General features: G+C 42.4%; 13 protein-coding genes. 4 read left to right on the forward strand and 9 right to left on the reverse strand.

The features are described from left to right. Positions 1–28: 28 nt before the first annotated feature. Together DP_RS01140 and DP_RS16445 are read right to left on the reverse strand one after the other, a co-directional pair. Positions 29–679, reverse strand: coding sequence for an OmpA family protein (locus tag DP_RS01140; protein WP_011187473.1), 651 nt, complete (start codon positions 677–679; stop codon positions 29–31). Positions 680–1,194: 515 nt separating this feature from the next. After that, the gene (locus tag DP_RS16445; RefSeq protein ID WP_011187475.1) at positions 1,195–2,517 is read right to left on the reverse strand and encodes a sensor domain-containing diguanylate cyclase; all 1,323 of its coding nucleotides are present in this window, start codon (positions 2,515–2,517) and stop codon (positions 1,195–1,197) included. Between the two features lie 485 nt (positions 2,518–3,002). Between DP_RS16445 and DP_RS01150 the strand changes: the two genes are divergently transcribed. Continuing rightward, positions 3,003–3,581, forward strand: a complete 579-nt coding sequence (locus DP_RS01150; protein WP_011187477.1) for a hypothetical protein — start codon at positions 3,003–3,005, stop codon at positions 3,579–3,581. Between the two features lie 314 nt (positions 3,582–3,895). Here the strand turns inward: DP_RS01150 and DP_RS01155 are convergent, their stop codons facing one another. Then, positions 3,896–5,008: a calcium:proton antiporter gene (locus DP_RS01155; RefSeq protein ID WP_011187478.1), complete on the reverse strand. Its 1,113-nt coding sequence runs from the start codon at positions 5,006–5,008 to the stop codon at positions 3,896–3,898. Positions 5,009–5,437: 429 nt separating this feature from the next. Further along, positions 5,438–6,670 (reverse strand): phosphatidylserine decarboxylase, encoded by a 1,233-nt coding sequence (locus DP_RS01160; RefSeq protein ID WP_049784974.1) that lies wholly within the window; start codon positions 6,668–6,670, stop codon positions 5,438–5,440. Positions 6,671–7,548: 878 nt separating this feature from the next. On the opposite strand from DP_RS01160, the gene DP_RS01165 reads away from it, so the two are divergent. The 3 genes from DP_RS01165 (at position 7,549) to DP_RS01170 (ending at position 9,492) form a co-directional block, all read left to right on the forward strand. Further along, positions 7,549–8,379, forward strand: coding sequence for a CvfB family protein (locus tag DP_RS01165; RefSeq protein ID WP_011187480.1), 831 nt, complete (start codon positions 7,549–7,551; stop codon positions 8,377–8,379). A gap of 316 nt (positions 8,380–8,695) precedes the next feature. Beyond that, positions 8,696–8,794 carry an SEC-C metal-binding domain-containing protein gene (locus DP_RS19075; protein ID WP_407637887.1) on the forward strand — a complete coding sequence of 33 codons (99 nt, stop codon included), beginning with the start codon at positions 8,696–8,698 and terminating at the stop codon, positions 8,792–8,794. A gap of 230 nt (positions 8,795–9,024) precedes the next feature. Continuing rightward, positions 9,025–9,492: an RNA methyltransferase gene (locus DP_RS01170; RefSeq protein ID WP_041277470.1), complete on the forward strand. Its 468-nt coding sequence runs from the start codon at positions 9,025–9,027 to the stop codon at positions 9,490–9,492. Between the two features lie 134 nt (positions 9,493–9,626). On the opposite strand, the gene DP_RS01175 is transcribed toward DP_RS01170, so the two are convergent. The 5 genes from DP_RS01175 to DP_RS01190 form a co-directional block, all read right to left on the reverse strand. Further along, a complete protein-coding gene (locus DP_RS01175) occupies positions 9,627–9,932 on the reverse strand; it encodes a hypothetical protein (RefSeq protein WP_041277471.1) in 306 nt (101 codons plus the stop codon). After that, a complete protein-coding gene (locus tag DP_RS01180; RefSeq protein WP_011187482.1) occupies positions 9,898–10,485 on the reverse strand; it encodes an excalibur calcium-binding domain-containing protein in 588 nt (195 codons plus the stop codon). Before DP_RS01180 ends, DP_RS01175 begins: the two co-directional genes overlap by 35 nt. 493 nt (positions 10,486–10,978) lie before the next feature. Continuing rightward, the gene (locus tag DP_RS17795) at positions 10,979–11,155 is read right to left on the reverse strand and encodes a hypothetical protein (RefSeq protein WP_156792172.1); all 177 of its coding nucleotides are present in this window, start codon (positions 11,153–11,155) and stop codon (positions 10,979–10,981) included. Between the two features lie 261 nt (positions 11,156–11,416). Then, positions 11,417–12,082, reverse strand: coding sequence for a UPF0489 family protein (locus DP_RS01185; RefSeq protein WP_162096615.1), 666 nt, complete (start codon positions 12,080–12,082; stop codon positions 11,417–11,419). 120 nt (positions 12,083–12,202) lie between these two features. Next, on the reverse strand, positions 12,203–13,024 hold the full coding sequence (locus DP_RS01190) for a GIY-YIG nuclease family protein (RefSeq protein WP_162096616.1): 822 nt from the start codon (positions 13,022–13,024) through the stop codon (positions 12,203–12,205). Positions 13,025–13,126 lie beyond the last annotated feature (102 nt).

The raw sequence follows: 13,126 nt of genomic DNA on the forward strand, positions 1-13,126 counted from the left end.
TGGGCCGAGTCGGCTCTGCTGAGTGAGGTTATGCTTGATTTGGAGTAATTACAATCTCAACCCTTCTGTTTTGTGCATTCGATGAGGATATTGGCAAGGATTCGCCATAACCAATAGCCCTAATTCTATTACCATTAACTCCATATTGAATGAGGGCATTTTTTACTGCTCTAGCTCGTCGTTCAGAGAGTTGTTGATTATAGGCTTCATTGCCAAGAGAATCAGTGTGCCCTGCAACTTTAATGTTGGTGTTTGGGTACTTGTTGAGAACTGTTGCAACCCTGTTGACTTCAGCCCATCCACCCGGTTTGATTGTAAATGAGTTGGTGTCAAAAAATGTCTCACCTTTAAAGGTTGCGGTAAGAACGTCCTGATCACGGCGAACACTTGCTGCATTAGAAGCAGCAACTGCATTACGTAAATCTTGTTCTTGTTGGTCCATATAACGACCAATCTGGTTACCGGCAATGCCACCTACAGTCGCACCAATACCTGCTCCAAGCAGAGTGGCACCGGTATCGCCGCCAATAGCCTGGCCAATAATAGCGCCAACTCCAGCACCTACGCCAACTCCAATCCCCGTACCCTGCTGTTGGTTGGTTTGTCCGGCACAACCAACCAAGCTAAGTGTTAATAATATGATTAATATTCTCGATAGTTGTAACCATTTTTTACTCATGAATTTCTCCTGAATGATGTTTGAAAGATTTTATTTCCTAAGCCTTTGTATAACCATGTAAACCTCCTCCTCATATTATAAGGAACTAATATGGACTTCACAATGTTGGGGGGGATCAAACTGCATTTTAGAACTGCCAGCTATCATCTATCAGCTATCAGCTATCAGAAAAAAGTAGCAGCGGAGCGGCGGCAGTGAAGCGGAGCGGAGCGGCGGCAGTGAAGTAGCAGCGTAAAACAACGAGTGACGTCAGTGAAGTAGCAGGAAAGATGCGAGCAATGGAGTAGCGGGGAGAGAGACTGGATGCGAGATACGAGATGCTAGAAAAAACGGAGCGGCGGATGATAGTGCAGGGCCACCTACTTTTCAGCAAGAGGAGAGCCTCCAGCTTAAGGCTGGTTGAACCTCCTCCCCCCTTCCTCCCCCTTAATTTCAAGCGGGCATAGAAGAGGGTTTCCTTAACGAAGAGTAAGAAATCAATCTGTTCCTATATTTTTTTTGTGGTTCGCGACAAGCTATAGCTCCTCGAAACAGACCCTGTTGCGGCCATTCTCCTTGGCAAAGTAGAGGGCGACATCGGCACGGCAAATCATACTCGCCTCGTTATCGCCAGGATGAAAGCTGCTGACGCCAAAGGAACAGGTGACAGAACCAACCACCGGGAAATCATTTTCTTCAACGCTGACACGAATCTTATCGGCCAAGATCCCTGCCCCTTCAAGGGTGGTTTCCGCACAGATAACAAGAAACTCTTCCCCGCCCCATCTGCCAACGGTATCAACCACCCGAGTACTCTCCTTTAAGATTCGCGCTATCTCCCGAATAACCTGATCACCCACCTGGTGGCCGTGATTATCATTTACACTCTTAAACTTATCCAGATCCAGCAGGATAAGTGAAACGGATCTCTTATAACGTTGGGCCTGTTCTACCTCATAGAGGAAGACATCATCGAGCCTGAAACGGTTATAGAGGCCGGTCAGAGAATCAGTAATAGAGAACAGCTCCAGCCTGGAAGTATAGATCTCAATTTCATCCTCATAGGAGAGCATCAGCCTGCTAATCTGCCTTTCAAAAAAGACCATAACGGCAACTGAGAGAAGAAGGGCAAGGAGAGAAATAGAAAATGAATTGTTCTTATGTCTCTCATATGTCCTCCTCATCTTTCTCGTTTCACTCTCTATAAGCTGATCAACATCATCGAGATAAACACCGCTGGCAATAATCCAATCATAGGGTTTATAGAGTTTGGCAAAGGAGAGCTTATGGGCAATCTCCTCCGAATTGATCTTTTTAAAGTAGTATTCAAAATAGACCTCTCCATCCTTTTTTACACCATTGAGTTCATCTTCATAGGGGCGATTACCCCGAATATCGGTCATATTGGTGGAGACCCACGTCCCCTCCCTCTGGGGCATACTTGGGTGGATCTGGACTCGTCCATATCTGTCACCACCGTCATAGTTAATAATACGGTTCACCCATATATAACCATCATCGATAAGGCGCAGGTTTCGAATATGCCTGCTAACCCGTTCTATGCAGAGAGACTCTATCTCCTCTTCGCTAAGATTTTTTCCAACATTTTGATATCTTAACTCAGCTCTCTCATCTTCGATGAGATAGATTGTCCGCTCCACAGCATTACGCAAAAATCGTTTTTTCTCATTGATGATCCCCCCTGACAGCTGTTTTATTTTCCTGGTGTACTCTTCCCCCAGACTGCGGGTGTAGATCGAGGAGAGGAGAACGGTAACCAGAATAATTACCGACATGGAACCGACATAAAAATAGCGGAGGATTGCACTTTTTTCTATACGTATTCTATTGGATTTCAAGATCTTCCCATCTCCATTAGCCCTCTGTGCTATCAGGTTGGCCTACAGGTTTTGCAAGGAATAAACGATCAGCTAAGGGTAGGGGCTGAAGGATAAAACAACTCACCGAGGGAGCACGATACCAGATTTGTCCCCTTTGGCAAGAATAAGAAAAAGTTAACCACTGCCTGAAAGACAGAGAGGATGGCAATCTATGAAAGATAGGAGATGTGGAAGATACCAGATGCGAGATATGAAAGGTACGAGATGGTAGATGCTAGAAAAAGCACAGTGAAGCGGAGCGGAATGGCGAGCTGTCAGAAACTGCAATTTAGAGCTATACTCTCTGCTCTCCGTGGTTGAGATAAAAGGCAGCATGTTGCACTCATTGCCTGAATTCAGATATACTACTCTACAGGAGCTGGGCTGAAGGCAATGGGTACAATTTTGCTCATTATAAAGGGCACCAAAGTGCAATACTCGACGAGAGCTGATGGGAGGCAAATATGCTTAGGTACTTCTTTTTACTATTTTTTGTTTCATTAGTCGGCTGTTCAGCACCCGGCATAGAAATTACAGACAATAATAACCACATTAAGACTCCATATTACTCAATTACAGTGCCGGCAAATAGCGGATGGCAGCAACATAACGGCGGATGGAGTCCTGATCTTTTAACCGTGTCAAAGACCATATCCAATAATTTTTACCTGATGAGATTTAGAACCAACTGGATTGAGGATGAAGACAGGCAATCATGGACGGCAGAACGATTAGCAGATGCATACCGCGCTGATGAACGGGCTGATATGATAAAAAAGGCTGTAATGAGGGGCCAGTTTAAAATCAATAGTGCAGTTATAGGGGAGGAGAGGATTGGATATAATAAATTCTACACCATGAATCAGATAATCACCTCCAAGGGGATAAAACAAAATTCATTCCTCTACCTATGCTTCCCCAAGGCAAATGGCTTTTCCAGGTTTTTTATAGCATATTATATAGAAGAAATAGACGCAGCAAAATCATTTAAGCACGAGTTTTTAAAGACCCTGTATACTTTAAAAATGGGAAATCAACACTAAGGCAGAAGATACGAGATGCGAGGGCAACAACAAGTTAACCACAGAGAATGAGAGAACAGAGAGGAAAAAACATTTAAGGTAAAGGACTGAAAAAAGCTCCCCACCACTATGCTTGGAGCAAAATAGAAGGGCAGGGGCTGGGTACTTGCCGATCAGTTTAGTGGCTTCACGGCTTTTTAATTCATTGTCTCTGTGTGCTTGGTGGCAGTGGTTGAGGGTAGTTAAGGTAGCCGAGCAGCAGTGGAGTAGTAGTGAGCGACAGCGAGTAGCGTCAGCAGCGGAGCGGCGAGCGGAATGGCGAAATCAAGACAGAACTAGTCAAAGATCATGACCAGATAGGCGCAAAAGAGTATCAGGTGAACCATGCCGTGAATGATATTTGTCTTACTGCTGGAAAAGGTCATTATTGACACAGCCAAGGTGCTTACCAGTAGAACCGATTCTACCGGCTCAAGGCCGAGTATTAACCTGTTACCGGTGTACAGACTGATCAGCAAAACTGCCGGCACGGTCAGACCGATTGTGGCAAGGGCAGAGCCAAGACAGATATTGACAGAACGCTGGAGCCTGTCAGAGACAGCGGCCTTAATGGCAGCGACACCTTCAGGGGCAAGAACTAAAACGGCAATGAGTACCCCACCAAGGGCCACAGGAAAGTCGAGGGCAGCGATTGTATAGTCGATAATTCCGGCCATCCTCTTGGAGAGGAGAACAATGGGTAACATAGTAAAAAGCAGGAGAAAGACATGATAGGTCACCGAGCGAACGGTGAGCATACCATGGCCATGCCCCTCCTCAAGGTCATCGCCGGATATCCTGAAAAAGCCCTGATGGCGCATGGTCTGGATGGCAAGAAAGGTGCCATAGAGGGCAACAGAAGCCAGGATGCCGAATATCATCTGCAGGGTGGAGTAGGTCCCAGCCTCTGTTGAAATGGTAAAGTTGGGCAGAAATAAGCTGAACACGGCAAGCGGAATCAGGACAACAAGAAATGTATTGGCTCCCTGCAGGTTATGCGCCTGCTCCAGATGACGGAGACCTCCGCAAAACAAGGAAATGCCAATCAGACCGTTGAGCACTATCATCAACACGGCAAACATCATGTCACGACCAAGGGTCGGGTTTTGGCTTCCGGTCAACATAACGGCTGTGATCATCACCACCTCAATGCTGATTACCGCAATGGTCAGAATGAGGGTGCCGTAGGGTTCACCAAGCCTGATAGCCAGACAGTCCGCATGCCTTACCACCCCAAAGGAGAGCCAGAGCATGGTAAGGAAGAGCCAGCAAAAGAGGAGTGTCGGCAAAATCGTCCCAAACAGGTTTGTCAGCCAGCCCCGGCCAAAAGCCAGAAAGCAGACAAGGGTAAGCAGACCGAAGAGGAGACCAGCCTCCTCCTTTACCAGCACAGCCATGGCTCGTCTCATCCTATCCCTCCCTCTTTTTTATACAGATAGATGCATCCTCTTTATCAGAATATCAGGACTGGACAAAAAAAAGCAAAAGCTAAACAACAAAATTTAACCACTGCTTGGCGAACACAGAGCTTCTTTGGCTAAAGAGCAGCAGTGAAACGGAGCGGAGTGGCAAGGGCAAATTAGCCATAGCGATTTTTGGAGAAAAAGCGGCCTTGTTGCATAGATAATTTCAAGAGCCTGGAAGCAATGCTCTGTAACATCTCCCCAGGGCTGCCAAAACTTTATTCAGAAAAAATTGTATGCAACCAGGCCATGAAAAAGTGACAGGTAGAGCCAAAGCCAAGACGTTTTTGAGATGATTTGCTCTTATTCAATCAAGCCAATAGCCCGCTATATCTTTGACTTATTTTGGTCGGCCCTTTCTCTGTAACACTTTCATTATTCATCTGATTGAATTTTATTTAAAATTCCCAATTGTTGGCCCTGGCTTATTTTTAAGCCTGGAAAGACATTGGGTTCAAACAAAAGAATGACGAGAGAGCCTCCGTAAGCAAAATACCCCAGTCTTTGACCTTTTTTTACAATCTTAGCAGGAGATTTTTTAGGAATGTCTGCAAATCCAGAAGCGAAATTAATCGAATTAACATCATCCAGCCCCACGGAAATCATACCCACAAGACCGTATTTCTCCGTTTGTATTATATAATAGCCGCGATGGTATGTTCCAAAAACTCCAAACTTCGTTTTATTGCCGCCAAAATTACCGTTGTTAAAAAAGGAATCAACATCTCCAGCCAAACCAAAAGAAGTTCCATCAACAGATCTCGACTCTATGACAGTCCCTCCCACAGGAGCATGATAACGATGGTAGACCGTGGGCAAGAGCACACAAGAAATAGCTGTGCCACCACTGAATGTATCGGCATACTTCGATCCGTCCAAAAGTTCTCTGACATTCAGATTCTCTGAATACTTGGTGCTGATTTTTGTTGTGGCGGAGAGGTTAAAATTGATGGCATTAACCACACTATCGGCAGGGGCCACAAGAATTGTATCATCTCCGAAAACAGGCCTCTTCTCCGCTTTGATTTTCCGTATAAAAAATTGGTTAAATGAGGTAAAACCACCTTCAGGAATCACATAATCATTCCAATGGGAGCCCAAAAATTCTTTCCATTTCTGAATGATTTCTGGTTTGACAGGACCATCCATCTTTTCCCCACGCGCTTTAGTAAAATCTCTTGTCCAGCTTAACCATGGTTCAGTCCTGACAAATTGGAGGGCGTAATTGTTGTTGTAGCATAAATCGTAAAACAGTTGATAATTGTCAAATCCGTCATTTTGCGGTGTCGGCGTAAAATTCAGCCAACCTTCAAAAAAATCAAGAAGATCATTAACTGATTTACCATTCCAACAAAACGGTTTCCCCGTTACGGGTGATACAGAGCACTGCCCTGTGGCTGGGGTAATGGCAACGGCCAAAGCTTTGTCCAAAACTTCCGGATTTGCCTCATAGAGGACCAACAATTTTTGGACAACCGGCGAATACTTGGCTTCTGCAAATGCATCATTGTTAAAACTTGAAAAGCTGACTGTAAACAACAAGAAAAATAAAATTCCGAACAGGGCCCTGTGCCCAAGGACAACCCTCTCTTTTTTTTTGAAAAGCATCTTCATCTCCTCTTAGCATGCCACCGTCATTACACGCGTTTTAAAATTTTTTATGCTAATTAGCCCAACTACTTATCCATATCACCGGCTTACCCTTGTCCATTTTGGTTGTTAAATATCTCTTCCAGTCTTCTATATCGCTCTTTTTCATCCCGTAAAATGAAACCTCAAAAGCAGAGCGTTTTCAACTTTTTATCGTGACCAGACCCTCTTTTTCATATTTGCAAGAGCGGCAGTCTCTCAATAACCGTTAGAAAAATATCCCCGCCCGAAAGTTTCTGAAGAAAATATATTGCCTAGTCAAGCAAGATTTTCGCCTACCTTCCTTATAAAATTCTGGCCAATTTGCGCTTTTTTCCATACACTTTCCCATACATAATTAAATATTTTCTGTGAGTTACAAGACCCACCAATGGTGGGTCTAGACCACAAGAGCCATAAATTGATCTATAAGAATAGGAAGTTTTGAATCATGTAGAGTCATCTCTAGATAAAAAACTGTATCATGGATAAAAAAACGTTGTCAAACGTATGTTCAACTTAAACATAAGACCAGGGAAGAGAATAAGTATTTACTATTAAATTTAAGCACTTACTCTACTCACAGCAGAATAAAGACCTCTGACCACGACCATTAAGTTATTATAAAGCCAACCACTTACATAGTGGATGATTTTTTTCCAGGCAAGCGGCCCGGCAGCCAGCTACTAAAGAGTAGCAGAATCCCACAGCGCAAAAATATGATTTTTGCAGAAAAACGGGGCAAATTTATTGAAATCATGTTCATTGAATAAGTGTATGAGATACCCAATTGATAGCGTCTTCAGCGGGATGCCAGTCGGCATTTAACGTGAATATAGGAGTTAACAGAGAGAAAAATGGTACAGATAGGCAAAATAAATAAGCTTAGGATAAAAGAAATAGAGTCAGGTGCTATTCAACTTGATGGTGGTGAGTCAGGGAATATCCTCCTAAAAGGCAATCGTGCTGCCCAAAAACATTGTCTAGGTGACGATATTGACGTCTTTGTTTATTTAGACAAAGAACAGTGCCTGGTAGCAACTACACAAAAGCCATATGCAATAGTCGGTGAATTTGCCAAGTTGACGGTGGTGGCTACGACAAAGGCAGGTGCCTACTTGAGCTGGGGGCTTGCAGACGACCTGTTCGTACCCAAAAGTGAACAGCAGGGCAATATGCTGGAAGGTGAAGTGTATGTTGTCTTTCTATTGCTGAGTGAAAAAAACAACCGGATTATAGCCTCTTCAAAGCTGGATAAATATCTTAACAAAGAGCCTCATGAATATGTAGAGAGAGAAGAGGTTGAACTTCTCATCTATGCCAAGTCAGAGCTAGGATATAGTGCGATTGTCAATAATTCTCATATAGGTATGATCTACGAGAACGAAGTCTTTCGAAAGCTTGTCATAGGGCAGCAGCTGAAGGGTTATATTAAAAAAATACGTGATGATTTTAAAATCGACTTACGACTTCAGCAAACAGGTTATCGTGGAATGGATGATGTTTCCCAGAACATCTTAAACAAGATAAAGTACTGCGGGGGAATGGTTACTGTTACCGATAAGAGCCTGCCCGAAGACATCTATGACCTATTTGGGGTAAGCAAAAAGGTTTTTAAAAAAGCAATAGGTTCCCTCTATAAACAGAAGCTTATCATACTGGACAGTGATGGTATTAAACTGAGCTAAAGCAGAAACTACAGCTGTCAGCTAGAAAAAAATACAACTGCAAAAGAAGTTAACCACAGAGGGTGGGAGAGCACAGAGATTTTTTAGATAAAGGACGAAAAGAGAGAAGCGAGATTCTAGATACTAGATACTAGAAAAAGCCAAAGATATTAAATAGCTGCTAGATACCGCTATCAGGGAAAGTTCCACCCTCCTTTGCCGCCTGACGCCACTCGCTAGCGCTCGCTGCTTCGCTACGCTTGCTGCCGCCACGTCGCTACGCTTGCTGCTGCTAGTTCAATAATCCACAAAAAATCCTCTGTGTGCTCTGTGCTCTCTGTGGTTTTTTCGGCACTTCGCTACCGCTCCTCGTCGCAACTCACCTTGCCCATGCAACAGTGGAAAAAAATTCAAGCACTGTTGTGCCCTTCAATAATGTCTCTTCTGACCAGCAATGGTTGGACTTTTTTTCTATTATAAAGAGACTCAGTGAGCAGTGAGCAGTGAGCAGTGAGCAGTGAGCAGTGAACAGTACACAGTGAACAGTGAACAGTGAACAGTGAACAGTGAACAGTGAACAGTGAACAGTGAACAGTGAACAGTGAACAGTGAACAGTGAACAGTGAACAGTGAGCGTAAATAAAGTTAATCTTGAAGGGAACAAATATGGCTAGAGTGAAGGAAATAAAAAAAGATTACGGCTTTTTTGGTATTGGCATACTGAATAATGTTAACGAATTAAATATTGGTACCCTGTGGCGATCTGCATATATCTTGGGCGCGAGCTTCATTTTCACCATTGATAAAAAATATAAAACACAGAGTAGCGACATTACCTCGGCCTGGACAAAGATTCCACTGTACCACTATAAAACATTTGCTGAGTTCAAAGATAATTTACCCTTTGCCACAAAAATCGTTGGGGTAGAGATGGGGGAGAGCTCCATTGCCATAGGAGATTTTTCCCATCCAGATATGGCGGTATATCTTTTGGGCAATGAACAGCGCGGATTGAGCAAAAAAATTACCGACCAGTGCCACTCTCTTATACAATTACCTGGAGAATTTTCCCTGAATGTTGCGGTGGCGGGAAGTATTGTCATGTATGATCGGCTCAACAAAGAGGTTAGATAGCTGTCAGCTCTCAGCTCTCAGCTCTCAGCTGTCAGCTGTCAGCTGTCAGCTGTCAGAAACAGCAAATTAACCACAGAGGATGGGAGGTCACAGAGATTTTTTTAGGTAAAGGACGAAAAAACAGATACTAGATGCTAGAAAACACCAACAGATATTAGCTCTAAGTGTACAACAGTAGCCTTGCAAACCCTCAGCTTTTTCAAGGAGAAGATAAGGAGGGGGATATCCTGCCCTATGCAAACCTTAGCGAAAAGTAAAAGGTCAATCTGTTCCCATATTTTTTTGTGATTCGCGCTTTTTCTCGCATCTCGTATCTCGTATCTATCTCTTCTTTTTAATTCATTGCCTCTGTGTGCTCTGTGCTCTCCGTGCTCTCTGTGACCCCAGTGGTTCCGCTCTATTTCATTAGTTACAGAACTGCTCTTCACAGGGAATGCCATCCCCATCACCATCCAATTTTACGTCTGGACAATTGCTCAGATAAAACTGAGCCTCCTGACAGGAGGTCATCTCTGGACAATGTATTTTACCTGCACAGCTATAGTTTAACGAGAGTTGCTCTCTCTGCACAAAAGTCTCGTCGATACCTCCAAGCGGTATCCCTGTTACCGTCTGATCAGCACTAGCCTGCAATCGATTATAAAAGAGACTAGCAAAGCCGATAAGCAGCGCCAGGCAGATAACAAAAATCCTCCAACTATTTTTTGTTTCCTGCTTTTTGTAGGGCCTCTGCCCTGTCGGTTGCGAACGCTCTCTTCTCTTTCGCAATGGCAGACCTTTGATTATTGCATCAACGGCCTTGGTCTTGCCATTATGATCAGTACGAAGACAATAAGAGATGGTGTCTCCCACCCTGGGCGCTCTGGAGATGGCTCTGTCAAAAGCTGAAATATGGACAAAAATACTCTTAGCACTCTTTTCTGACTTGATGAAGCCAAAGCCTCTTTCACCAACCCATTTTTCAATTTTTCCTTGTAGGCGAACTGTTGCCACTGTTTATCCTTTTTTGAGATGAAGATATTAGATGCTAGATGCTAGATGCTAGATGCTAGATGCTAGATGCTAGATGCTAGATGCTAGATGCTAGATGCTAGAAAAACAAAATACATTAACCACAGAGGGCACAGAGATTTTTTAGATTAAAGGCTAAAAGAAGTGATGATGCAATTATCATATTCCCATAGCACCTTCATCGACATAGGTTATCACGCCTTGTTGTTTCAGTACCCACTCCGACCAATTTTTAATCTTTACTCTGCTGTCCCCCATGCATCCTTCAGTATTTTCTGTTTGTTACAGATGGTCAAGCTGGGTAAGTTATTTGTTCAACAAGGACCTTTTGAGCTAAATTATTAATACGCCAATAAAGCCGATATTGCTGTTATTGAGATGGGCGTTTTGCCCTCTCTCTTTTTTGATTGGATGGAGGGGGGAATGCCCTCCCAACCCGCTTGAAAGTGGGCTGACCGACCCTACCATTACCTGCTTATGGAGATAGAGGCATGGGCCTGTATTCTTCCATAGCCTTTTCATCTGCTATTACCGGAAAAACAAGTTCCCCTTCTCCAGCCTCTGCGGTAATTTTCCTATATGGTTTTGGTTCAAAATAATCACGGCCTTTACGGCCAACGACTAACATAGCAGAAAGGGCATCAATCGCCATGCGCTGGGTCTCTTCTATGCTTTCACCACAGGTTAACGCCCCTGGTACATCCGGAATGCGCACAGACCATCCGCCACTATTCGGGTAAAAATTGCGTGATAGATATCCATTTGATCCTCCTATATAACCAACTCAGGCCCCGTTCGGGCGATAATTATTTTAAATTTTGGTTCCCATGCCCAGCACAGCCATCGTTGCTCACAGGACACAGCTTTTTATGCTCCCATGCAGAAAATTGTTATGAAAAATTCGATATTTTCATTATTTCGAATATTTTTTTATCACATACTTCGCTAAATATTTTGTGTCGTTCTTAGTTCCAGAGTAGCCGAATGACATTGCAATAGTAATTACTGAAGCATTTTCAATTAACCCTCTACACTTTTGAAAAAAGAGATCTCGTTTTTCTTGAGACCAAAGCTCTGATTCTAAGTACATACCAGAGTCATTAAAAACATCAATATCTAAATCAAAAGCATATTGTTTTGATTTTTTTACAGCACACATATTTTCGATTTCCTGATGGATGTATTGCTTTGCATTGTAAGTTTTTAAAAAGTCAGGTGAAAAAGCTATTTCAGTTCCTTTTTGTCTACAATAAAAGTGAACCTCATCAAAGATCCTCTTAATTATTGCAGGAGCTATAAAACCATCTTTTGAAATATAGTCTTCACTTACCAAGCTAAATAAAGCGGTTAATTCAGCTTGAGATATGTCAGACAATGCTTTCTCACATTGAAAATCATTTATAGCATCCCAATGATAATCAATATGATACAAGCTTAATGGTAAGCTGGTTTTCACTCGATCGATATAGCTAATCCATGCCCAAAAAGCCCATTTGTGATCATCCATGAGCCAAACATTTGGATATATTTCTTTGCAGAAATCATCACTGTTAACAATGTAATCATCAAATGTTTTCATAGACATAGTGTCCTCATATACATAGCGCCTGCAATAAAGTGTGCGCCCACTGGATATTCGAAACCAATTACATTCCATACCCTAAATTCCCAGTGTTACAGCATCACATTGATGACTTTGTTAGAATCTATCAAGTAGTGAGATATTTTGAGATAGAGCTGGTGATTTCTTTGGTAAAGTTAAAAGAATATGACTAATTTGTTCAGAAAAGTATCTAATTAAACAATTTTCATTTCCACAGTTAATGCGAATTACAAACTGTAAGCACTCATCGGATTTACTAATGCTTGACAAGAAGTTAACACCTATATAGCCACCGCTAAAGTCCACAACACGAAATCTGAACATTTTAGATATAGCATCTAAATTTAAGTTGTTACTTAGCCTCTCATGACTAACAACAAATGTCATGAGGTTTTTCTCTAAGCTGTACTGATATTTCATTCTGTGCCGACTCTTAATGAGAATAGACACTACCCTCATAATGTCTTTCAAATTACTACCCGCATCGTTCATTGTATTGCTAAGATTTTTTTGTTTTCCGGTATACTTAGACAAGACATTATCTCTTTTCCCATTCATACTCTTATGACCTTGCCGTAACGCTTTAACCCCTTTTTTCAACACACCTTCATTATAAGAATGCTCTATATACAATTCAATATGTTTAATTGCATAATCTAAAGAATCCAATGAAAACATTTCTGTCTTACCGTCACCAACAGAATAATCTAGCGAATAACTTGAAAGGATTAGATGCAATGATTTTTCAAGAGTAAAAACATCATCGATACAAATCTCTAAGGAATAGGATTCTTCGTAGTCGGGCTCCCCCCACCATTTCTTCAAACTTATCATTCGACTAGAAATATCATTTGCTTTTCCAATTTTAATTGCTCTGTTTTTTTGAAAAACCAAGATATATAAATTCGTTTTTTTCATATCCATACCATTTGATTATAACGCCTATAACAAGGTGGGTGAACGCTGAACCTACCAAACCAAGAATGCCGAGTATAACGCGTCACCTTAATTGCCTTATTA

The organism is Desulfotalea psychrophila LSv54 (assembly GCF_000025945.1).
In the GTDB taxonomy this organism is placed as follows: Bacteria; Desulfobacterota; Desulfobulbia; order Desulfobulbales; family Desulfocapsaceae; genus Desulfotalea; species Desulfotalea psychrophila.

Excerpts from the sequence above, each read along its gene's own strand:
- DP_RS01140 (WP_011187473.1), bottom strand. The coding sequence starts at position 679 with ATGAGTAAAAAATGGTTACAACTATCGAGAATATTAATCATATTATTA.
- DP_RS01150 (WP_011187477.1), top strand. The coding sequence starts at position 3,003 with ATGCTTAGGTACTTCTTTTTACTATTTTTTGTTTCATTAGTCGGCTGT.
- DP_RS01155 (WP_011187478.1), bottom strand. The coding sequence starts at position 5,008 with ATGAGACGAGCCATGGCTGTGCTGGTAAAGGAGGAGGCTGGTCTCCTC.
- DP_RS01160 (WP_049784974.1), bottom strand. The coding sequence starts at position 6,670 with ATGCTTTTCAAAAAAAAAGAGAGGGTTGTCCTTGGGCACAGGGCCCTG.
- DP_RS01165 (WP_011187480.1), top strand. The coding sequence starts at position 7,549 with ATGGTACAGATAGGCAAAATAAATAAGCTTAGGATAAAAGAAATAGAG.
- DP_RS01170 (WP_041277470.1), top strand. The coding sequence starts at position 9,025 with ATGGCTAGAGTGAAGGAAATAAAAAAAGATTACGGCTTTTTTGGTATT.
- DP_RS01175 (WP_041277471.1), bottom strand. The coding sequence starts at position 9,932 with ATGGCATTCCCTGTGAAGAGCAGTTCTGTAACTAATGAAATAGAGCGG.
- DP_RS17795 (WP_156792172.1), bottom strand. The coding sequence starts at position 11,155 with ATGGCGATTGATGCCCTTTCTGCTATGTTAGTCGTTGGCCGTAAAGGC.
- DP_RS01185 (WP_162096615.1), bottom strand. The coding sequence starts at position 12,082 with ATGAAAACATTTGATGATTACATTGTTAACAGTGATGATTTCTGCAAA.
- DP_RS01190 (WP_162096616.1), bottom strand. The coding sequence starts at position 13,024 with ATGAAAAAAACGAATTTATATATCTTGGTTTTTCAAAAAAACAGAGCA.